The following is a 19,432-nucleotide window of genomic DNA, read 5'->3' as shown; positions in this document are numbered from 1 at the left end:
GCTCAACCCTCCGGCAGCAGCGCGATCCTGGCGGCGCAGGCGTGGAGCGCCCGCGCCTCGGGATCATAGGTGAAGCTCTCGAAATCCTGGCAGACCATGTCGTAATCGACGGTCCCGAAGTTCTGGACCGCCCGGCCATCGGCCGTTTCAATCCGGAACCGCACCGGGCATTCGGACATGCCGCACCAGGCATCGACCAGAACCGCCAGCGTGACCTCGCCACCCCGCACCGGGAAACGGGCATACCAGACCGAGGGCTGCACATCCGACCCGCCCTCGGCTACCTCAGCCGGGGTCCAGAGGCCGGTCGGGTCCCGCATCTGGCCGGTTTCCGTGGTCTGGAACGGCACCGACGGCAATGGGTCATCGATAGCCGAAGCAGGCAGGCCGAGGCAGGCGGCCAGAACGATGCCTGTGAACGTAGGAGCATGTCTCATTTGGAAGCCGCCTCCAGCTCCTGCGTGATCCTGACACGCAGGGCCTCGTTCCGGTGGTTGATCCATGTCCGCCCCATTTCGGGCAACCAACAGCCCAGGGCCAGCGCGGCGTAGAACATCAGATCGGGGGCGGTTTGCTCCCACCAGGTCCTGCGCGACCATGCCTCACCGAACATGGCAAACGATATGAACGAGGCGATGCCACAGAACAGGATCGCGGTCGGGATCATGCTGAAAAGGTGGCTTCCATTGAACGGCAGGTCCGTCAGGGACGATGAAAACCACGTCTGCCCGGTCGAGAGGTTCCGCATCGAGAGGACCTTGTCCTTCGCCGGATCGCCGACGATCACCACCTCATGCCCGGCCCGGCAATCCCCCAGCGTCACGTCGATGAATCGCAGCTCCTGTCCGTTGGCATCGGCGATCCAGACCTCGGGCACCGAGTTGACCGAGGTGTAGCCATGCTGGCCGCTGACGGTCGTGCTCGTCACCCGGTCTGCAACGGAGACCACCCGGCCACGATAGACAGACAAAGATCGCCTGTCGGGCCGCACATGGCGGTGGTGGGACGCGAATGCGCGATGCCATGGTGCCGTCCTGTTCATCTTCAATGCCTCCACCACCGAAACCCACGCTCCGGCACCGGCATTGAATGGCCTGACCAGATTCACTCGCACACTTCAGAAGGCACTGAGCGCAGGAGGATGCAGCAACGCCAGCATCCTGAAATGGGATAATACCAGAACGGGATTACGCGGCAAGGGCTTAGGCCCTTTGGAGACGCCGCGATGGCCCGAAGTCTGCGAACGCCCGGGCACCGGGCGTTGATGCTGGTGCTGATCGAGACACGGAAGGAAGCGGGGATCACGCAGCAGGAGTTGGCAGACCGGCTGAACCGGCCGCAATCCTATGTGGCAAAGGTGGAAACCGGCGAAAGGCGGCTCGACGTGGTCGAGTTCATCGAATGGGCGGAGGGGATCGGTGCGTCACCGGCCTTGCTGATGGACAGGGTGGCAAAAGCTGTTCCCGGTCAGTAGCCCGTGGGGGACTATCTAACTTCTGGCCGCAAGATCACCTCAAAATAACCTTGCAAATCGGGATCAAAACTCCCTAATTGCAAGGATGATGATTGAACGCCGCATAACCGACACCCTCAAGTCCCTGCTGGACGACAGCCCCGCCGTTGCCCTGCTGGGGCCGCGGCAGGTGGGCAAGATCACCTTAGCCCAGGAGCTGGGCGATGCGCGCCCTTCGCTCTATCTCGACCTCGAATCCAGCACCGACCGGGCGAAGCTCTCCGATCCCGAACTCTACCTGTCAGCCCATGAAGACAAGCTGGTCATCCTCGACGAGGTCCAGCGGGTGCCGGACCTGTTCCAATCCTTACGCGGGCTGATCGACCGGGGGCGGCGCAAGGGGCTGCGGGCGGGCCGGTTCCTGCTGCTCGGCTCGGCCTCTATCGACCTCTTGCGGCAATCCGGCGAGACGCTGGCGGGACGGATCGCCTATGCCGAACTCGCCCCTCTCGATGCGCTGGAGGTTCCCGCCGCCGATCTGGATCGCCTCTGGCTGCGCGGCGGCTTCCCCGACAGCTTCCTCGCCAAGGGTGATCAGGCCAGTCAGCGCTGGCGGCGCGACTTCATCCGCACCTATCTGGAGCGCGACATTCCCGCGCTCGGCCCCCGCATCGCCGCCGAGACCCTGCGGCGGTTCTGGACCATGCTGGCGCATCGGCAATCCGGCCTGTCGAACGCCGCCGAACTCGGCCGCGCGCTCGGGGTCGATGCCAAGACCGTCGCCTCCTATCTCGATCTGCTGGTCGATCTGATGCTGGTGCGCCGCCTGGAGCCCTGGCACGCGAATATCGGCAAGCGGCTGGTCAAATCCCCGCGCATCTATGTGCGCGACACCGGCATCCTGCACGCCCTTCTCGGGTTGACGACGCTCGATGACGTTCTCGGCCACCCCGTCGCGGGGGCGAGTTGGGAAGGTCTCGTCATCGAAACAGCGCACACCACGATGCCCGACGGGACGCAGGCCCAATTCTACCGCAGCGGCGCGGGGGCCGAGGTCGATCTGGTGCTGACCCTGCCGGGCGGCGCGGTCTGGGCGATAGAGGTCAAGCGCAATCTTGCACCCAAGGTCGAGCGCGGCTTTCACTCGGCCTGCGAAGACCTGGAACCCGCGCGGCGCATCGTTATCTATCCCGGCTCCGAGGCCTTCCCGCTGCCGAACGGGATCGAAGTCATACCCCTGCACCAGTTGGGGCAAGACCTGCTGGCTTTGCACTGATCGTCAGTCACGCGCCAAAACCCGATACATCCGGCCGTTATAGCGGGCGAGTTCATGCAAGCCTGCCGCGCGCCAGAGGCGGATTTCCTGACCCTCGGGCACAACGATGACCGGCTGCGTCCGGGTCTCGATCAACCGGATGCCGAGGCGGTCGCGCAAGGCGGCGAAGTGTTCCAACTCGGCCCGCACCGCATCGCGTTCGGCGGTCAGGCTCGCCAGTTCGACGCCCACCGTCTCGATGCTACGCTCGATCCAGGTCCGCTGCCCAGCAAGCTGCTCGTGCAGGGTGGCAATGGCGCGTTCTCCTTCGTCACGCGCGGCCGCCAGTTCCCGGATATTCGTGGCGCGGATGATGTCGGCTTCTCTTGCTGCCGCCTGTTTCAGCGCGGCCCCGGTCCAGATCACCAACAGGAGAACCGCCCCGGCGGCGAGACATGCCCCGCCGAGGGCGGCCCATGCAAATCGCGCCTGCCGCCGGAGCAAGGCCCCGTGGGCAGTGATCCGTTCACCCAGGGCCTCGTGTTCCCGGTGTATCCTTTCTGCGGTTTCCAACGCCTTCGCGGCCAGCTTTCCGACGGTGGCGAACTCGGCGATGCGGTCCACGAGTTCGTCGTCCATGCCCGCCCTGATGCCCTGGACATGCTCCGAAAGCTGGGCCTTCAGGCGGTCCAGTTCAACCTCGGTATCCTCCTGTCCCGCCCGACGCCGTTGCCGCAGTTCGGCGATCCGCGCTTCGAGATCGTTGGTCATGGCTCGAACCCGCCTCGCCGGTTGGAGAAAGGCGGCATATCGAGCTTACGCGCCAGTTCCGTTGCGTTGTGACGTTCGCCGGAAAGATCGGCCGCCGACAGACGTGCCGTCAGCCGGTCCCACAGTGCAGAGACCACCGCGACGACATCGCGCAGCGCCTCGCCGAGATGCAGTGCCTGCACCCGCCTGCGCAGCACCTCGTCCCGGATGAACCACCCCGAGCCATCAGGTTTCATGCCCACGCTGCCGGTCAGAACCCCAGCGATCACCTGCACCACCACGGCCGCCGCCTCCTTCGCGGCATGTCGCGCGATAACCGCTTTCTGGCCCTCGAACGCCTGCCGCGCTTCGTGAAGCTGCCGGGCCTTCTCCTCCGATCTCCGGGTGGCGTCGGCCGCCACCGCCTCGGCGCGGGCGATCATCCCATCGGCCTCCTTCTGCGCCAAAACCCTAATCTTCCTGGCCTCCTCCTCCGCAGCGGCCTGGCGGGCTGCTGCTTCCCTCTCCTGCGCCTCTGCAACCGCCGCCGCTCTGGCGCGCTCCTGCACCGCCAGAGCCTTCTCCGTCTCCGCCTCGGCAAACAGCGCTTCGGCCTGGTCGAGCTTCGCCACCAGATCGCGGGCCATCTCCTCGGCCGAGCGCGTCAACGCCTCCTCCCGGTCGGTCAGATCGCCCACCATCTCCTCCATCTGGCGCAGGGTCCGGGCCGCGCGCACGGCCTCATCCTTCCGCGCCCGCCACTGCTGCCGCGACAACCGCTCCCGCTTCGGCCCGGTGCGGGTCAGGCCGGAGGCCAGCCCAACCTCCCGGTGATACTGGTCCTGAAGCTCGCGCGCCCTCTCGCGGTAGGCGAGGTTCCCGAGCTTCACCGCCGTCTTGTCGTCATGCCCCGCCGCCCGCGCCTCGGCCTCCGCCCGGGTCTTGGCGATCCAGCATGGATTGAGGTCGCGCGCCGAACAGCCTGGATCGTCCAGCGGCAGGACATAGGCGTGGAGATGGGGATGCTCCTCATCGACATGCTCGATCACGCTGACGAGGCGGTTGCCGAACAGGCCGCGGAGGAACCGGAGATTGCGATCCACCCATGCGCCGTAATCCGCCCGCGCGGCGGGATCGCCCATGATCTGCGCGGTCAGATACGGGTGAGAGGCCACGCAGGTCATCAGCGTATGGCGGTCCTTTCGGATACCCCTGCGCGCGGTCTTGCCGCCTTTCAACGCGACGGTGACGCCGCCCGCTGCGACCATCTCGTCATGGCGATCCTGGACCTCCTGCGGCGACAGACCGAAGACGATGCGATACGCCTGACGCGCGGCCACATGCTGCGAGAACTTCGGCGCGCGGCCGGCCTCGGCCAGAACCTGCTCGACCGACTGGCCCTTCCCGTTCGGCTTGCGGGAATAGGTCTGGACATGGAAGAACTGGGGACCGGGCATCGCTCAGCCCCCGTTGCCAGAGAAACGCAATACGGACCGACTATTAGGTTGCAAGCAACCTGTCGGCGAGGGCGCTACGCCCCTCGACCCCGCCAGCGACTGCGCCGCCGATCCGTCCCGGATCGAAGCCGCCGGTGGCGGCTGCAAAACCTGCCCTCCGCCAGCCTTGTGATGGGCGCTGCGGTCAGGTTTCGCGAAGGCATTGCGCGGGGACGGGGCGACATGCGCGAGGGCGGGCGGTGACAGGATGACCCGGATCATCGCATGAACCCCGCTGCCTGCGCGTCCTGCCGCAAGAGCAACCCGCGCTCCATGGCGGAGGCGACCTGCGCTTCGGTCACATGCTTGCACATCCCGTGCCGCGCCTTCACCCAAGCCGCCACTTGGACAAGTTGCTTCTCGGCAGCCGCTTCCGCCTCGGCCTTCCGTCGCCGAAGCTCCTCGACATACCGCCGCCACTTTCCATCCCGCAGCCAGTTGTCAGAGAAACTGACCTTGGACCGCGTGAAACCCTCGCTCTCGGCGGCGTAGGCCCGCACGGCGGCGAGCAATTCATCGGGCGAAACCTCGGCCAGCGCCTCGCGCATCCGTCGCAGGCAGGTCGTCCGGTCGCGCCGACGATCCGCAGGATAGGCCGCCCAGACCCTTGCCAGTTCAGGAGCCTCTGCCGCCTCCTCGCGCGTCTCCGCGCGCGTAGGTGGTTTCTGGATGGTTTTAGGATGGTTTGGGGTCCGCTCTGGACCGGGTACCCCGTCCACACTGGCCCCCCTACCGGGTCCGCTGCGGACCCCGTCCGCTCTGGACCCCGTCCCCAGGTCGGGGTCCGAAATCGTCTCCAACAACCCGACAGCATCAAGGTCGATCCGATAGATCGCGGTGTATCCATTCACGCAGGGGCGTCGGCCCGTTTCGACCAGGATGCCCTCAGCCAGAAACTCGGAGATCGCCCGCTTCACCGTGGTATCGCCAAGCTCGGTGTGCCGCGCGATGGTGCCTTTCGAGCACCAGATGCCCGAACCGTCGTCGGACGCCTTGTCCGCCAGAAACATGATGATCTGCTTGCGCACGGGGCTGCCGAAACGGCGCTCGGCGCAAAGGTTCGCAACCCGCCAGCTCATCGCACCATCTCCGCAAGGCTTGCGCACCGAGCATGGGGCGGGTAGAATCCAAGAATATCGAGACTTTGAATGCTGTCGAGGCGGGTGCCAGCCCCCTCGGCAGTTTTCGTTTCGGGGGTATGTGCGCCCCGAAAAAGGTTCGCCAAACCCTGAAATTCCACAATGAAATCAAGGACCGGATTTTCCCGGTTCGCCGCCCTAAGTCCTTGATTTACCGCATGTCCCGGACGCCCTCCGGGCCTACCAAACCCCGCCATTTTTCATTGTCCTGAAATCGCCCTGTCCATCGACAAGGCGGCCGCCCGTCATCCCCCGCCTGCGCCCAGCCGTTTCAGACGCCGCGCCGGTCCAGGAAGCCTGCCAGCACATCGGACAGGCGCTCGGCCCAAAGCTGCTGGCCCGCCGCATCGGCGATCAGGTCGTTCCTGACCTCGATCAGCACGTTCGGGCGGCCATGCGCCAGCGCATGGCGGTCGATAGAATCGCCGTCGAGATGGCCGGAATAGGGCTCGTTCTCGCCGGTGATCCAGCCCAGGTCGCGGCATTCGCGCACCAGCGCCGGGCCGAGCCGCTTGTCGCGATGCGAATAAAGCACCCCCACCGCCCAGGGCCGGCGCGGCCGGCCGCGCAATTGCCGGGTAAAGCTGTGGATCGCGCAGATCGCCCGGCGCGGATGCATCGCCGCCAGCCGGGCATAGGCCGCGTGATAGGGGCGATAGAGCCGCTCGAGCCGCCTTTCGCGCTCGGCCGCGTCGATATGGCGGTTGGCGGGAATCACCGTGCCGTCATAGATGCGCATCACCAGCGTCGGGTCGTCCTCGCCCCGGTTCGGGTCGATCACCAGCCGCGAGAAATCCGACAGGATCGCCGGCGCGTCCAGCCGCTCGGCCAGCGCGCGCGTCAGCCCCGCCGCGCCCACGTCATAGGCGATGTGGCGCGCCATGTCCTCGGGCGCGATGCCCAGCTCGCCGCCGCCGATCCAGCCCGGCACGCGGTTCGTCGCATGGTCGCAGGTGATCAGCCAGCGCGAGGGCCGGTCCTCTCCGATCGTTGAATAGGGCTGTGCCGTCATCCGTCCGTCGCCTTTCCGCTGCAAGGTTTAGGCAATCGCCGGACCAAGCACCAGTTGCCGCAAGCGCTCCGATAGGCCATAACAGCGGCGACGATAGCGCAAACATGCACGGAGAGACGGATGAGACGGCATCGCAAGGTCAAGATCGTGGCAACCCTGGGCCCTGCATCCAGCGATTTCGCCACCATCCGAGCCCTTTTCGAGGCCGGCGCGGACGTGTTTCGCCTGAACATGAGCCACGGCACGCATGAGGAACAGCGCGCCCGCTATGACATCATCCGCCGGGTCGAGGCCGAATCAGGCCGCCCCATCGCCGTGCTGGCCGACCTGCAAGGGCCCAAGCTGCGCGTCGGCACCTTCGCCGACGGCCCGCACGACCTGGCCGACGGGCAGGCCTTCCGTTTTGACCTGGACCCCGCGCCGGGCGATGCCAGCCGCGTCCAATTGCCGCATCCCGAGATCTTTGCCGCGCTGGAGCCCGGCGCCGAGCTTCTGGTCAACGACGGCAAGATCCGCCTGCGGGTCGAGGCCTGCGGCGCCGATTTCGCCGATTGCACGGTGACGGCGGGGGGCGCGATCTCGAACCGCAAGGGCGTGAACGTGCCCGACGTGGTGCTGCCGCTGGCGGCGCTGTCGGACAAGGACCGCGACGACCTGGAATTCGCCTGCGCGATGGGCGTGGACTGGCTGGCGCTGAGCTTCGTGCAGCGCCCCGAGGACGTGATCGAGGCGCGCGAGCTGACCAAGGGCCGCGCCGCCATCCTGTCCAAGATCGAAAAGCCCGCCGCCGTGCGCGCGTTTTCCGAGATCCTCAAGGTCTCGGACGGGATCATGGTGGCGCGGGGCGACCTGGGGGTCGAACTGCCGGTCCATTCCGTGCCGCCGATCCAGAAGCGGCTGGTGCGCGCCTGCCGCTCGGCGGCAAAGCCGGTGATCGTCGCCACGCAGATGCTGGAATCGATGATCGAAAGCCCGATGCCGACCCGCGCCGAGGTCTCGGACGTGGCCACCGCCATCTACGAGGGCGCCGATGCGGTGATGCTCTCGGCCGAAAGCGCCGCCGGGGCCTATCCGGTCGAGGCGGTCGCGACCATGGACAACGTTGCCCGCTCGGTCGAAAGCGATCCGACCTATCGCGACATCATCGAAAGCTCGCGCAGCGCCAAGCGCCAGACCGTGGCCGATGCCATCGTCGCCGCGGCGCGCGAGATCGCCGAGACCACCGACATCTCCTGCATCTGCGCCTTCACCCAGTCGGGCACCACCGCCAGCCTGACCGCGCGCGAGCGGCCGCGGGTGCCGATCGTCGCCATGTCCTCGGAACAGGACACGCTGCGCCGGCTGTGCCTGACCTGGGGCACGCATTGCGTGCAGACCCCCTCGCTCGAGCGCTTCAAGCAGGCGGTGGTCAATGCGGCCAAGGCGGCGCGGGATTTCGGCTTTGCCGACGAGACGAACCAGATCGTCGTCATGGCCGGCGTGCCCTTCAACGTGCCCGGCACCACCAACATCCTGCGCATCGCGCCATGCGACGAGCGCTTGATCTATCGTACCGATCCAGAATAAGGCGCGGGTTCAAAGAGATCCGCAACGGAAAGGTAATCCGATGATCGACATCCTGCTGCTGGCCGGCGTGGCGCTTTGCGTTCTTTCGGTCCTCATGGCCATCGTGTCGGTGGCCCGCACGCAGGCCCCCCGCGGTGCCGCCATCCTGCTGGTGCTGGGCCTTGCGATGCTTCTGGCCGGGGGGTGGCTGGACCAGCGGCCCTTCGGCGTGCAGTCCCTGCAGGAAAGCTGGCAGCGGCTGGTGAACGGGCAGGTGACGACGGGCACCGATCCGGTGACCGCCCCCGCGCCCGAGGCCCCGGCCGAGGAGGCGCCGGCGGAAACCCCGGCCGCCGATGCGCCCGCGACCCCGGCGGTCGAGGCCCCCGCTGCCGAGCCCCCTGCGGTCGAAGCGCCCGAAGCGGATGCGCCCGAGGCCGCGGCCCCCGCGGCGGAAGAACCCGTCGCCGCAGAGCCTGCCGCCGCAGAGCCTGCCGCCGAAGAGCCTGCTGCTGAAGCCCCCGCCGCCGATGCCGCCGCCCCGGATGCAGGCGAGGGCGAGGCGCAGGCCGAGGGCCAATAGCCCTTGCCAATCCGCGCGTGCCCGCTTATAGCGCACGCTTCCACCCACGCGGCCGGCCGATGGCATTGCCGAGTCGCGTGTTCACTCTGACCGCAAGGAGAGTAAAATGCCGAAGATGAAGACGAAAGCGGCCGCCAAGAAGCGGTTCTCGATGACGGCCTCGGGCAAGGTGAAGGCCGGCCCGGCCGGCAAGCGCCACGGCATGATCAAGCGCTCGACGAAATTCATCCGCGATGTGACCGGGACCATGATCCTGTCCGATGCGGACGCGAAGATCGTCAAGAAATACATGCCCTACAACCGCTAAGGAGAACCGGACATGGCACGAGTCAAATCGGGTAAGATCACCCACGCCCGCCACAAGAAGGTTCTGGACGCGGCGAAAGGCTATTACGGCAACCGTTCGCGGAATTTCCGCACCGCGACCCAGGCCGTGGACAAGGCCAACCAGTATGCGACCCGCGACCGCAAGACGCGCAAGCGCAACTTCCGGGCGCTGTGGATCCAGCGCATCAACGCCGCCGTCCGCGCCGTCGATGCCGAGATGACCTATTCGCGCTTCATCGCCGCGCTGGCGAAAGCGGGCATCGAGGTGGACCGCAAGGTCCTGGCCGACCTGGCCGTCCACGAGCCCGAGGCCTTTGCGGCCGTCGTCGCGCAGGCGAAAGCCGCCGCCTGAGTCGGGGCGAGAGGATGAAACGGATGAAACCCGCGCTGCTTCCGGCGCGGGTTTTTTCGCGGCCGGACCATGGGGGGCGAGGGGGGCTTTGCCCCCACGCCGGGCCGGCCCCTCGATGGGGCCGGCCCGGCGTTCCCCCAGGATATTTGGGCACGAAAGAAGCCGGGGGTCGTGACCTTTTCGGCGGAGGCCGGCGCTGATGTCCCCGGATCTGTCTTCCCCGCGCTATCCCGTTCGCGTGCCCTTGCAGCGCAAGCCGATCGGGGTGATCGCCAGCGCCCTGGCCGCGCGGCGCAACGTGCTGGAGCTGATCCCCGAGATCGCCACCCGCCAGCCCATGGTTTCCGGGCGGACGGGCGCGCGCTGGCACATGGTCATGGACCCCGAGGCATTGCGCCGGGTGCTGAAGGACCGGGTCGAGGATTATCCGAAATCGCTGGTCACCCGGCTGATCCTGGAGCCCGCCATCGGCAATTCGCTGTTCGTGGCCGAGGGCGCGCATTGGCGCTGGCAGCGCCTGGCCGCGGCACCCGCCTTTTCCCAGCGCCATGTCGAGGCGCTGGCCCCGGTGATGACCGCCGCCGCCGAGGCCTGCGCGCGCCGGCTGGCGGCGGCGTCGGGGCGGGTCGAGATCTTTTCCGAGACCGCCGCCGCGACCTTCGAGGTGATCTCGGACGTGACCTTTTCCGGCGACGAGGGGTTCGACCGCGACGCGGTGCATCGGGCGATCGACGCCTATATTGCCGGCGCGGCCCGGGTTTCGGTATTCGACGTTCTGGGCCTGCCCGGCTGGATTCCGCGACCGGGGCGGTTGTTCTCGGGCAATGACCTGCGGCGGATGAAGCGCCTGGCCGACCAGGCGATCCGGCTGCGCGCCCGGTCCGGCCCGCATCCGGTGCCGGACCTGCTGGACCTGTTGCGGGCAGGGGTGGACCCCGAGACCCGGCGCCGCATGAGCACGCCCGAGCTGCGCGACAACCTGCTGACCTTCATCGTCGCGGGGCACGAGACCACGGCGCTGGCCCTTGCCTGGGCGCTTTACCTGCTGGCCTTCGACGCCGATGTCCAGCACCGCGCCGCCATCGAGGCGGTCGCGGTGCTGGGCGGTCGCGCCGCGACCGCCGCCGACCTGCCGCGCCTGACCTATATCCGCCAGGTGGTCGAGGAGGCGCTGCGGCTTTATCCCCCCGCCGCCTTCCTGTCGCGCACCGCGCGCACGGCCGACGTCCTGGGCGGGCGCGAGGTGCGGCGGGGCGACACGGTCATGCTGCCGATCTATGCGCTGCATCGCCACCGCCTGCTTTGGGATGATCCCGACCGTTTCGACCCCGAGCGCTTCGCCCCCGGCGTGACTCGCGACCGCTATGCCTTCCTGCCCTTCGGCGCCGGTCCCCGGATCTGCATCGGCGCCAGCTTCGCCATGCAGGAGGCGGTGATCATCCTGGCCACGCTGGTCGCCCGCTTCCGCTTTGCGCTGACCGAGCGCCAGCCGCAGCCGCGCATGATCCTGACCCTGCGGCCGCATGGCGGGCTTTGGCTGCAGGTCGCGGAACGCTCTTGAAAGCCCGCGCGGGCCGGGCCAAAGTCGCGCCATGATCACCATCTATCACAAGCCGACCTGCTCGACCTCGCGCAAGGTCCTGCAGATGATCCGCGACGCCGGGCATGAGCCCGAGATCGTCGACTATGCCCGCGCGGGCTGGAGCCGCGGCCAGCTTCTGGGCCTGTTCGCCGCCGCCGACGTGACGCCGCGCCAGGCCTTGCGCGTCAAGGGCACCGATGCCGAGGCGCGCGGCCTGCTGGCCGCCGGCGACGCCGACATCCTGGCCGCCATGGTCGATAACCCGCTGCTGGTCGAGCGTCCCTTCGTCTGCGGCCCCGGCGGGGTGCGGCTGTGCCGCCCGGCCGAGCGGGTGGCGGAAACCTTCGCCCGCTGAGGCTTTTCCCTGCGGCGTCCGCGTGCTAATCGGCGCGGGCAAACCGCAAGGAAAGCCCGCCCATGTCCGACCAGTCCGACCTGACCACCCTTCGCCAGTCCTATCTCGACCGCATCTCGACCGCCGCCGACGGCGACGCGCTGGAGCAGGTGCGCCTGGCCGCCCTTGGCAAGAAGGGCGAGATCAGCGGCATGATGAAGGAGCTGGGCCGGATGACGCCCGAGGAGCGCCAGACCACCGGCGCCGCCCTGAACCGCCTTAAGGACGAGATCGACGCCGCCCTGCGCGCCCGCAAGCAGGGGCTGGAGGATGCGGCGCTGGATGCGCGGCTGAAGCAGGAATGGCTGGACGTGACCCTGCCCGGACGGCCGCGTCCGCAGGGCACCATCCACCCGATCAGCCAGGTGACCGAGGAGGTCACGGCGATCTTTGCCGACATGGGCTTCCGCGTGGCCGAGGGTCCGCAGATCGAAAGCGACTGGTTCAACTTCGACGCGCTGAACATCCCGCCCGAGCATCCCGCCCGGCAGGAGCATGACACTTTCTTCATGGCGCGCTCTGCCGACGACCCGCGCCCGCCGCATGTGCTGCGCACCCATACCTCGCCTGTGCAGATCCGCGCCATGCAGGCGACCGGCGCGCCGATCCGGGTGATCTGCCCCGGCCGCGTCTATCGCATGGACATGGACCAGACCCATACGCCGATGTTCCACCAGGTCGAGGGGCTGGCGCTGGGCAAGGACATCTCGATGGCGAACCTGAAATGGACGCTGGAGGAGTTCTGCCGCGCCTTCTTCGAGGTGGACGAGGTCGAGCTGCGCTTCCGCGCCTCGCATTTTCCCTTTACCGAGCCTTCGGCCGAGGTGGACATCCGCTGTTCCTGGGAAGGCGGCAAGCTGACCATCGGCCAGGGGGAAAGCTGGCTCGAGATCCTGGGCTCGGGCATGGTGCATCCCAAGGTGCTGGCGGCCGGCGGCATCGACCCCGAGGAATGGCAGGGCTTCGCCTTCGGCATGGGCATCGACCGGATCGCCATGCTGAAATACGGCATTCCCGACCTGCGGGCCTTCTTTGAAAGCGATCTGCGCTGGCTGCGGCATTACGGGTTCGCGGCGGGGGATGTGCCGAGCGTGAGCGGTGGGCTGTCGCGGTGAGTTTTCGCAGTCACGTGGTGGCTGCCATCGCGGGTGCCTTCATCGGCTATCCGATCACCGCGGGCTTGGAACTTGTCGTAAAGCATCTCGGCCAACTGTATCATGCGCCGGCTGCTTTGGTCTGGCAGGCCGATGACCGTTCTGGTGAGACCAACTGTTCCAACCTGGAGTATTGCGGCGGGGGCGTCTATTTCCTTCTGGAAAATTCGGGGAGTGATCTCTTACAGAATGTCAGCCTGAACTTTCGCAAGCCTGTCGCAAATATCTATCGGGATCCGATCGTCACGATCGCCTGGGAGAAAAACGGGTCTTTCTTTCAAGTGCCGAACATACCGGCGCATCATGTGTTCGGGATCCTGGTGACGGGGGTGAAGAAAGCGGACATCGCCGGCGTCTGGGCAAATGGTTCCCTGGTTCCGGCTGGGACCGTCCAGCTATTCGGCCAGAAGCGCGGCCCGGTGAAGAACGGACTTATCGTGTTCTTCGGCGTGATTTCGATCATGTCGATTTTTGCCGGGGCGGCCGCGATGGTCGTCGCATGGATAACTCACAAGGAAATCGAACTCCTGAAGTGATCCGCTGGCATAGTCGGCATGCCGGAAAGCCATGTCGCCTCGATCCGCAGCCTTTATCGCCAGCCCGACCCCAACCGCCGCCGCATTTCGTCCTTGTCGTCCTGGATCATGCCGGGGATCAGGAACAGGTCGATCAGCGCCCACAAACACACCAGCCCGACCAGCGGCCAGCCGATCAGCACCGGCGTCAACAGCCAGCCAAGACCCCAGAGCAGCAGCATGACGACGCCGCTGGCCCAGCGGCCCAGATACATGCGATGCGCGCCGAAACCCCAAAGCAGGATCGCCAGCAGGTAAGCCACCAGCGGCGATTTCGCGTCATTCGCGACCCTCTGTTCGATCAGCAGTTCCCTTTGCGTGTCCATCGGCTCCGTCCATGTTAATGCAATTCACATATAGGCCGGATGGGCGTCGCAACAAGGGCGGGCCGATGCGCGGAATGTTTGCCCATCTCGCGGTGAGCCCCGCCGGATGCCGGGCCTTCGCATCCGGGTGGCACCACCCTACCAATCCGCCGCGTCATGCGTTACAGCACCCGCAAACCCGACGGAGCCGCCGCAATGAAATTCACCCTCTCCTGGCTCAAGGAGCATCTCGACACCACTGCCAGCCTCGATGAGATCACCGAGGCGCTGACCGACCTTGGCCTCGAGGTCGAGGGCGTGGCCGATCCGGCGGCGAAGCTGGGGGCCTTTACCCTGGCCAAGGTTCTGCATGCCGAGCAGCATCCCGATGCCGACCGGCTGCGGGTCTGCCGCGTCATGACCGACGAGGGCGAGAAGCAGATCGTCTGCGGCGCCCCCAACGCCCGCGCCGGCATTACCGTGGTGCTGGCCAAGCCCGGCGACTACGTCCCCGGCATCGACGTGACCCTGGGCGTCGGCAAGATCCGCGGCGTCGAGAGCCATGGCATGATGGCCTCGGAACGCGAGCTGGAGCTGTCGGAGGAGCATGACGGCATCATCGAACTGCCCTCGGGCGAGGTGGGCGACAGGTTCGTCGACTGGCTGGCCGCGAACCGTCCCGAGGCGGTCGATCCGGTGATCGAGATCAAGATCACCCCGAACCGCCCCGACGCGCTGGGCGTCCATGGCATCGCGCGCGACCTTGCCGCGCGCGGGCTGGGCCGGCTGAAGCCGGTCAGGGACGTGACCGTGCCGGGCAGCTTCGCCTCGCCCATCAAGGTTACGATCACGCCCGAGATGGCGGAAAAGGCGCCGTTCTTCAGCGGCCGGCTGATCCGCGGGGTCAGGAACGGGCCGTCGCCGGACTGGCTGCAAAAGCGGCTGACCGCCATCGGGCTGCGGCCGATCAATACGCTGGTGGACATCACCAATTTCTTCACCTTCGACCTGAACCGGCCGCTGCATGTCTTCGACGCCGACAAGGTGCGGGGCGACCTGACCGTGCGCGCCTCGGCCGAGGGCGAGGAATTGCTGGCGCTGGACGGCAAGATCTATGCCTTCGCCCCCGGCACCATGATCATCGCCGATGAGGCCGGCCCGGAAAGCATCGCCGGCATCATGGGCGGCGAGGAGACCGGCTGTTCCGAGGAAACGGTGAACGTCTTCCTGGAAAGCGCCTATTGGGATCCCATCGCCATCGCCACGGCGGGCCGGGCGCTGAAGATCAGCTCCGACGCCCGCTATCGCTTCGAACGTGGCGCGGACCCGGCCTTTACCCGGCCGGGGCTGGAACTGGCGACGCAGATGATCCTGGAGCTGTGCGGCGGCGAGGCTTCCGAGGTGGTGACGGCGGGCGCGGTTCCCGACACCACCCGCAGCTACCTTCTGGAGCCGGCGCGGGTCAGCAGCCTGGTCGGCATGGACATCCCCGAGGCCGAGCAGCGCGCGACGCTGGCCGCGCTGGGTTTCCGGCTGGAGGGCGACCGGGCTTTCGTGCCCAGCTGGCGACCCGACGTGCAGGGCAGCGCCGACCTGGTCGAGGAGGTGGCGCGCATCGCCAGCCTGACCAAGCTGCAGGGCCAGCCGCTGCCGCGCCCGCAGGCGGGCGTGCCGCAGCCGGTGCTGACCCCCCTGCAGCGCCGCGAACAGGCGGCGCGGCGCATGGCGGCCTCGCTGGGCTACAACGAATGCGTGACCTACAGCTTCATCGACCATAAGGCCGCGGCGCTGTTCGGCGGGGGTTCCGAGGCGGTCAGGATCGAGAACCCGATCAGCAGCGAGATGACGCATATGCGCCCCGACCTGCTGCCGGGCCTGCTGGCGGCGGCGGCGCGCAACCAGGCGCGCGGCTTTGCCGACCTGGCGCTGTTCGAATGCGGCCCGGTCTTTTCGGGCGGCGAGCCGGGCGAGCAGGATCTGCACCTGTCGGGCATCCTGGTCGGGGCGAACGCGGCGCGCGACCCCTATGCCTCGCGGCGCAAGGTGGACATCTACGACGCCAAGGCCGATGCCGAGGCGGTGTTGCAGGCCATCGGCGCCCCCGCGAAAGCCCAGATCAACCGCAAGCTGGACGGCTGGTGGCATCCCGGCCGGGCGGGGAACATCGCGCTGGGGCCGAATACGCTGGCCACCTTCGGCGAGATCCACCCCCGCGTGCTGCGCCATTTCGGCATCAAGGGCGCGGCGGTCGGCTTTACCCTGCGCATCGCCGCCGTGCCGCTGCCCAAGGTCAGGACGCCCTCGCGCCCGGCGCTGGTGCTGTCGGACCTGCAGGCGGTCGAGCGCGACTTCGCCTTCGTGGTGGATGGCGGCGTCGAGGCGCTGGCGCTGGTCAATGCCGCGGCGGGCGCGGACAAGGCGCTGATCGAGCGGGTGACGGTCTTTGACCAGTTTACCGGGCTGGAAGGCGGCAAGAAGTCCATCGCCATCACCGCGCGGTTGCAGCCGCGGGAAAAGACCCTGACCGATGCCGAGATCGAGGCGGTCAGCGCCAAGATCGTCGAAAAGGTCGGCAAGGCCACCGGCGGCGTGCTGCGCAGCTAGGGCGGGCCATGGGGCCGGGGTCCGCGCCCCGGCCTGATACCCCGGTTCAGTCGGTGAAATAGCCCAGCGTCTCGAAATCGCGGGCGTAATGGTCGCGCACCCGGATCCGGTCCACCTGGTCCCAGGCGATCTCCAGCGGGTCGGGGCGCAGGTCATGGGTCAGGCTTTCGGGCGGGGCGACGCCCAGCCATTCCGCCATGCGGGCAACCGGGGCTTGCAAGCCGTCCTCGAAGCGAAAGGTCTCGACCTCGCTGCCCAGGAACTCCCATTGCGGGCGCAGGTGGTTGTCCAGGCAGAAGGGTTCGCGCTTCTGGCGGTTCAGCCAGTCCTCGAGCCAGAGCGAGAAGACGGGCAACCCCTTGAAGAAGTTCTCCTTCGCCAGATGCGCCCGCATCCGGTATTCGCTGGCGACCCGGTCGTAGGGGTTGCGCACCACCGTCAGCACATGGTCGAAATACCCCTCGCCCAGAAGCGCGCGGATGTCCTGCATGCGCAGGTGCTGCGGCGTGCATTTCATCGCCGCGGGAATGCCCTGGCTGAACAGGCGCAGCGGCGCGACGCCCTGCATCCAGTTCTCGATCGACGTGCCGCCGGTCTTGGGGATGTGAATGAAAAGGATACGTTTTCCGTTATACTCGATAAAAGGCATGCAACCATCCGGGAAAGTTTCCCGGACGGTCCATGAATTGCGCATCGGATGCAAGCCCTGCCGCGATGCCGGTCAGGCGGCGCCGACCTCGATGCCGCGCTGCACGGCGGGGCGGGCAAGGAAGCGGTCCAGATAGGCCCGCACATTGGCGAACCCGTCCATGCCGGTTTCGGCCTCGGCCTCGTAGTTCACGCGCACCGTGCGCAGCCAGGGGCCGGTGGCCATGTCGGCGATGGAATATTCGCCGGTGATCCAGTCCCGCCCCTGAAGCTGCTTGTCCAGCACGCCCAGCAACCGCCGCGCCTCGTTGTAATAGCGGGTGCGCGGGCGGGGATCCTCGATCTCGCTGCCCTTGTAGCGGTGGAAATAGCCGACCTGGCCGAACATCGGCCCGACCCCGCCCATCTGCCACATCAGCCACTGGATCGTGTGATAGCGCGCAGCCCCCGAGGCGGGCAGGAATTTCCCGGTCTTGTCGCCCAGATAGATCAGCATGGCGCCGGTCTCGAACAACCCGATGGGCTGGCCGTCCGGCCCGTTCGGGTCGATCATCGCCGGGATCTTGTTGTTGGGGTTCAGCGACAGGAATTCCGGGGTGAACTGGTCCTCGGGGTCGCCGATGCTGATGCGGTGGGCGTCATAGTCCAGCCCGCATTCCTCCAGCATGACCGAGGTCTTGATGCCGTTCGGGGTGTTCAGCGTGTAAAGCTGGATCACGTCGGGACGCCGGGGCGGCCAGCGGCGGGTGATCGGAAATTCGGAAAGTGCCGTCATGTCGTTTCCTGTCGAGTCCTGTCTCATGTTGCAAGGGGTTAGCGTGATGTGGCAGCCTTTGCCGGAACGCGCGCAACAGGCTGGGAAAGGTAAGCCCATGTTCAAGGAGTTCAAGGAATTCATCGCCCGCGGCAATGTCATCGACCTTGCCGTCGGCATCATCATCGGCGCAGCCTTCACGGCGATCGTGAATTCGCTGGTCGCCGACCTGATCAACCCGATCATCGGGCTGTTGACCGGCGGCACGGATTTCAGCGGGCATTACCTGGTGCTGAAGGGCGAGGTTCCGCCGGGCACCAGCCTGCAGGTGGCGCGCGATTCGGGCGCCTCGGTCTTTGCCTATGGCGCCTTCCTCTCGGCGATCATCAATTTCCTGATCATCGCCTGGGCGGTGTTCCTGCTGGTCAAGGCGGTGAACCGGGTGCAAAGCGCCGCCACCCGCAAGAAGGAGGCCGAAGAGGCCGCCCCCGCCGGCCCGACGCAAGAGGAACTGCTGATGGAGATCCGCGACGAGCTGCGCGCCCGCCGCGCCTGAGGCGAAAGCGACCCAGGAAGGCAATGGCGCGGCCCCCCTTTGGGGTCGCGCCTTGTCGTCCATGGCGGCGATTTTCGCTTATATCCCGGCTCTGGCGGCGCTATGGTCGAAGAAACCGGCGCCGGCCGGCAGCCGCGAGACAGGGATCGCCCCGATGATCGAGCTTGACGCAACGGATCGCCGCATTCTTTCCGTCCTGCAACGCGACGGGCGCATGACCAATGCCGACCTGGCAGGCGAGGTCGGGCTGTCCCCCAGCGCTTGCCATCGCCGCGTGCAGCGGCTGGAAGAGGCGGGGGTGATCCGCGGCTATGTCGCGCTGCTCGACGCGCGCAAGCTCGAACGCCCGACCACGGTCTTCGTCGAGATCACGCTGTCCGGCCAGGCCGACGAGTTGCTGGAGGCTTTCGAGCGCGCCGTGCGCACCATCCCCGACGTGCTGGAATGCCACCTGATGGCCGGCTCGGCGGATTACCTGCTGAAGGTGGTGGCCCAGGACACCGACGATTTCGCCCGCATCCACCGCCAGCGGCTGGCCAAGCTGCCGGGGGTGCAGCAGATGCATTCCTCGTTCTCGCTGCGCACGGTGGCCTTCACCACGGCGCTGCCGGTGTGAATGTGCCGGCGTGAATGAAAAACCCCCGCGCATGGCACGGGGGTTTTCCTGAAACGAACGTGTCGCTCGTCTTACAGCGCGCCTTCGCGTTGCGCTTTCTTGCGCGCCAGCTTGCGGGCGCGGCGGACGGCCTCGGCCTTTTCACGGGCCTTCTTGACCGAGGGTTTCTCGAAATGCTGCTTGAGCTTCATTTCACGGAACACCCCCTCGCGCTGAAGTTTTTTCTTCAGAGCACGAAGCGCCTGTTCGACGTTGTTGTCGCGAACACTTACCTGCATGTGGTTGTCACCACCTTCCTAGGTTAAAGTTGAGCTGATTTGCAGGACGCGGCC

At 67.0% G+C, this 19,432-nt stretch carries 23 protein-coding genes; 13 read left to right on the top strand and 10 right to left on the bottom strand.

What is annotated here, in order from left to right; genetic code table 11:
- Window positions 1-2: 2 nt before the first annotated feature.
- Both IT40_RS07115 and IT40_RS07110 read right to left on the bottom strand, forming a co-directional pair.
- Entirely contained in the window at window positions 3-320 is a 318-nt protein-coding gene (locus tag IT40_RS07115; protein WP_147307261.1) for a hypothetical protein, read from the bottom strand.
- A gap of 113 nt (window positions 321-433) precedes the next feature.
- Window positions 434-1,042 carry a hypothetical protein gene (locus IT40_RS07110; protein WP_166443841.1) on the bottom strand — a complete coding sequence of 203 codons (609 nt, stop codon included), beginning with the start codon at window positions 1,040-1,042 and terminating at the stop codon, window positions 434-436.
- A 222-nt stretch (window positions 1,043-1,264) separates the two neighbouring features.
- Between IT40_RS07110 and IT40_RS07105 the strand changes: the two genes are divergently transcribed.
- Both IT40_RS07105 and IT40_RS07100 read left to right on the top strand, forming a co-directional pair.
- A complete protein-coding gene (locus tag IT40_RS07105; protein ID WP_243700148.1) occupies window positions 1,265-1,474 on the top strand; it encodes a helix-turn-helix domain-containing protein in 210 nt (69 codons plus the stop codon).
- An 88-nt stretch (window positions 1,475-1,562) separates the two neighbouring features.
- The gene (locus tag IT40_RS07100; RefSeq protein WP_036752427.1) at window positions 1,563-2,729 is read left to right on the top strand and encodes an ATP-binding protein; all 1,167 of its coding nucleotides are present in this window, start codon (window positions 1,563-1,565) and stop codon (window positions 2,727-2,729) included.
- A gap of 3 nt (window positions 2,730-2,732) precedes the next feature.
- Here IT40_RS07100 and IT40_RS07095 read toward each other — a convergent pair whose 3' ends face one another.
- The 4 genes from IT40_RS07095 to IT40_RS07080 form a co-directional block, all read right to left on the bottom strand.
- Window positions 2,733-3,479, bottom strand: a complete 747-nt coding sequence (locus tag IT40_RS07095) for a hypothetical protein (protein ID WP_036752340.1) — start codon at window positions 3,477-3,479, stop codon at window positions 2,733-2,735.
- Window positions 3,476-4,915, bottom strand: a complete 1,440-nt coding sequence (locus tag IT40_RS07090; protein ID WP_036752337.1) for a plasmid recombination protein — start codon at window positions 4,913-4,915, stop codon at window positions 3,476-3,478. The genes IT40_RS07095 and IT40_RS07090 overlap by 4 nt, the downstream gene beginning before the upstream one ends.
- Window positions 4,916-5,172: 257 nt before the next feature.
- Window positions 5,173-6,033: a helix-turn-helix domain-containing protein gene (locus IT40_RS07085; RefSeq protein WP_036752334.1), complete on the bottom strand. Its 861-nt coding sequence runs from the start codon at window positions 6,031-6,033 to the stop codon at window positions 5,173-5,175.
- A gap of 331 nt (window positions 6,034-6,364) precedes the next feature.
- Window positions 6,365-7,105: an N-formylglutamate amidohydrolase gene (locus IT40_RS07080; protein ID WP_036752331.1), complete on the bottom strand. Its 741-nt coding sequence runs from the start codon at window positions 7,103-7,105 to the stop codon at window positions 6,365-6,367.
- Window positions 7,106-7,225: 120 nt separating this feature from the next.
- On the opposite strand from IT40_RS07080, the gene pyk reads away from it, so the two are divergent.
- From pyk to IT40_RS07040, 8 genes are all read left to right on the top strand, one after another.
- Window positions 7,226-8,671 carry a pyruvate kinase gene (gene pyk, locus IT40_RS07075; RefSeq protein ID WP_036752328.1) on the top strand — a complete coding sequence of 482 codons (1,446 nt, stop codon included), beginning with the start codon at window positions 7,226-7,228 and terminating at the stop codon, window positions 8,669-8,671.
- A gap of 40 nt (window positions 8,672-8,711) precedes the next feature.
- Window positions 8,712-9,233 carry a hypothetical protein gene (locus IT40_RS07070; RefSeq protein WP_036752325.1) on the top strand — a complete coding sequence of 174 codons (522 nt, stop codon included), beginning with the start codon at window positions 8,712-8,714 and terminating at the stop codon, window positions 9,231-9,233.
- Between the two features lie 106 nt (window positions 9,234-9,339).
- On the top strand, window positions 9,340-9,540 hold the full coding sequence (gene rpmI, locus IT40_RS07065) for a 50S ribosomal protein L35 (RefSeq protein WP_017998717.1): 201 nt from the start codon (window positions 9,340-9,342) through the stop codon (window positions 9,538-9,540).
- Window positions 9,541-9,552: 12 nt separating this feature from the next.
- Entirely contained in the window at window positions 9,553-9,912 is a 360-nt protein-coding gene (gene rplT, locus IT40_RS07060) for a 50S ribosomal protein L20 (protein ID WP_011748559.1), read from the top strand.
- Window positions 9,913-10,111: 199 nt separating this feature from the next.
- On the top strand, window positions 10,112-11,473 hold the full coding sequence (locus tag IT40_RS07055; protein ID WP_036752322.1) for a cytochrome P450: 1,362 nt from the start codon (window positions 10,112-10,114) through the stop codon (window positions 11,471-11,473).
- A 31-nt stretch (window positions 11,474-11,504) separates the two neighbouring features.
- On the top strand, window positions 11,505-11,849 hold the full coding sequence (locus IT40_RS07050) for an arsenate reductase family protein (protein ID WP_036752319.1): 345 nt from the start codon (window positions 11,505-11,507) through the stop codon (window positions 11,847-11,849).
- Between the two features lie 62 nt (window positions 11,850-11,911).
- Window positions 11,912-13,003 (top strand): phenylalanine--tRNA ligase subunit alpha, encoded by a 1,092-nt coding sequence (gene pheS / locus IT40_RS07045; protein WP_036752316.1) that lies wholly within the window; start codon window positions 11,912-11,914, stop codon window positions 13,001-13,003.
- Between the two features lie 17 nt (window positions 13,004-13,020).
- Entirely contained in the window at window positions 13,021-13,578 is a 558-nt protein-coding gene (locus tag IT40_RS07040; RefSeq protein WP_147307263.1) for a hypothetical protein, read from the top strand.
- A gap of 53 nt (window positions 13,579-13,631) precedes the next feature.
- On the opposite strand, the gene IT40_RS07035 is transcribed toward IT40_RS07040, so the two are convergent.
- On the bottom strand, window positions 13,632-13,943 hold the full coding sequence (locus IT40_RS07035) for a TM2 domain-containing protein (protein ID WP_036752310.1): 312 nt from the start codon (window positions 13,941-13,943) through the stop codon (window positions 13,632-13,634).
- 195 nt (window positions 13,944-14,138) lie between these two features.
- Here IT40_RS07035 and pheT point away from each other — a divergent pair, with 195 nt between their 5' ends.
- Window positions 14,139-16,526, top strand: coding sequence for a phenylalanine--tRNA ligase subunit beta (pheT, locus tag IT40_RS07030; protein ID WP_036752307.1), 2,388 nt, complete (start codon window positions 14,139-14,141; stop codon window positions 16,524-16,526).
- A 46-nt stretch (window positions 16,527-16,572) separates the two neighbouring features.
- On the opposite strand, the gene IT40_RS07025 is transcribed toward pheT, so the two are convergent.
- A complete protein-coding gene (locus IT40_RS07025; protein WP_036752306.1) occupies window positions 16,573-17,175 on the bottom strand; it encodes a sulfotransferase family 2 domain-containing protein in 603 nt (200 codons plus the stop codon).
- A gap of 72 nt (window positions 17,176-17,247) precedes the next feature.
- A complete protein-coding gene (locus IT40_RS07020; RefSeq protein WP_036752303.1) occupies window positions 17,248-17,949 on the bottom strand; it encodes a glutathione S-transferase C-terminal domain-containing protein in 702 nt (233 codons plus the stop codon).
- A gap of 97 nt (window positions 17,950-18,046) precedes the next feature.
- Here IT40_RS07020 and mscL point away from each other — a divergent pair, with 97 nt between their 5' ends.
- Window positions 18,047-18,484 carry a large conductance mechanosensitive channel protein MscL gene (gene mscL, locus IT40_RS07015; protein ID WP_036752300.1) on the top strand — a complete coding sequence of 146 codons (438 nt, stop codon included), beginning with the start codon at window positions 18,047-18,049 and terminating at the stop codon, window positions 18,482-18,484.
- 157 nt (window positions 18,485-18,641) lie between these two features.
- Window positions 18,642-19,100, top strand: coding sequence for an Lrp/AsnC family transcriptional regulator (locus IT40_RS07010; RefSeq protein ID WP_175562323.1), 459 nt, complete (start codon window positions 18,642-18,644; stop codon window positions 19,098-19,100).
- 71 nt (window positions 19,101-19,171) lie between these two features.
- On the opposite strand, the gene rpsU is transcribed toward IT40_RS07010, so the two are convergent.
- On the bottom strand, window positions 19,172-19,378 hold the full coding sequence (gene rpsU / locus IT40_RS07005; protein ID WP_011748553.1) for a 30S ribosomal protein S21: 207 nt from the start codon (window positions 19,376-19,378) through the stop codon (window positions 19,172-19,174).
- Window positions 19,379-19,432 lie beyond the last annotated feature (54 nt).

This window comes from Paracoccus versutus, assembly GCF_000763885.1.
Lineage (GTDB): Bacteria > Pseudomonadota > Alphaproteobacteria > Rhodobacterales > Rhodobacteraceae > Paracoccus > Paracoccus versutus.
This window is presented reverse-complemented; position numbering and strand designations above follow the sequence as displayed.

Coding starts and splice junctions, on each gene's coding strand:
- pheT (WP_036752307.1), top strand. CDS start 14,139: ATGAAATTCACCCTCTCCTGGCTCAAGGAGCATCTCGACACCACTGCC.
- IT40_RS07100 (WP_036752427.1), top strand. CDS start 1,563: ATGATTGAACGCCGCATAACCGACACCCTCAAGTCCCTGCTGGACGAC.
- pheS (WP_036752316.1), top strand. CDS start 11,912: ATGTCCGACCAGTCCGACCTGACCACCCTTCGCCAGTCCTATCTCGAC.
- IT40_RS07020 (WP_036752303.1), bottom strand. CDS start 17,949: ATGACGGCACTTTCCGAATTTCCGATCACCCGCCGCTGGCCGCCCCGG.
- IT40_RS07070 (WP_036752325.1), top strand. CDS start 8,712: ATGATCGACATCCTGCTGCTGGCCGGCGTGGCGCTTTGCGTTCTTTCG.
- IT40_RS07080 (WP_036752331.1), bottom strand. CDS start 7,105: ATGACGGCACAGCCCTATTCAACGATCGGAGAGGACCGGCCCTCGCGC.
- IT40_RS07085 (WP_036752334.1), bottom strand. CDS start 6,033: ATGAGCTGGCGGGTTGCGAACCTTTGCGCCGAGCGCCGTTTCGGCAGC.
- IT40_RS07050 (WP_036752319.1), top strand. CDS start 11,505: ATGATCACCATCTATCACAAGCCGACCTGCTCGACCTCGCGCAAGGTC.
- IT40_RS07090 (WP_036752337.1), bottom strand. CDS start 4,915: ATGCCCGGTCCCCAGTTCTTCCATGTCCAGACCTATTCCCGCAAGCCG.
- rpsU (WP_011748553.1), bottom strand. CDS start 19,378: ATGCAGGTAAGTGTTCGCGACAACAACGTCGAACAGGCGCTTCGTGCT.
- IT40_RS07105 (WP_243700148.1), top strand. CDS start 1,265: ATGCTGGTGCTGATCGAGACACGGAAGGAAGCGGGGATCACGCAGCAG.
- IT40_RS07110 (WP_166443841.1), bottom strand. CDS start 1,042: ATGAACAGGACGGCACCATGGCATCGCGCATTCGCGTCCCACCACCGC.
- IT40_RS07055 (WP_036752322.1), top strand. CDS start 10,112: ATGTCCCCGGATCTGTCTTCCCCGCGCTATCCCGTTCGCGTGCCCTTG.
- IT40_RS07115 (WP_147307261.1), bottom strand. CDS start 320: ATGCGGGACCCGACCGGCCTCTGGACCCCGGCTGAGGTAGCCGAGGGC.
- rplT (WP_011748559.1), top strand. CDS start 9,553: ATGGCACGAGTCAAATCGGGTAAGATCACCCACGCCCGCCACAAGAAG.
- mscL (WP_036752300.1), top strand. CDS start 18,047: ATGTTCAAGGAGTTCAAGGAATTCATCGCCCGCGGCAATGTCATCGAC.
- IT40_RS07035 (WP_036752310.1), bottom strand. CDS start 13,943: ATGGACACGCAAAGGGAACTGCTGATCGAACAGAGGGTCGCGAATGAC.
- IT40_RS07095 (WP_036752340.1), bottom strand. CDS start 3,479: ATGACCAACGATCTCGAAGCGCGGATCGCCGAACTGCGGCAACGGCGT.
- IT40_RS07025 (WP_036752306.1), bottom strand. CDS start 17,175: ATGCCTTTTATCGAGTATAACGGAAAACGTATCCTTTTCATTCACATC.
- pyk (WP_036752328.1), top strand. CDS start 7,226: ATGAGACGGCATCGCAAGGTCAAGATCGTGGCAACCCTGGGCCCTGCA.
- rpmI (WP_017998717.1), top strand. CDS start 9,340: ATGCCGAAGATGAAGACGAAAGCGGCCGCCAAGAAGCGGTTCTCGATG.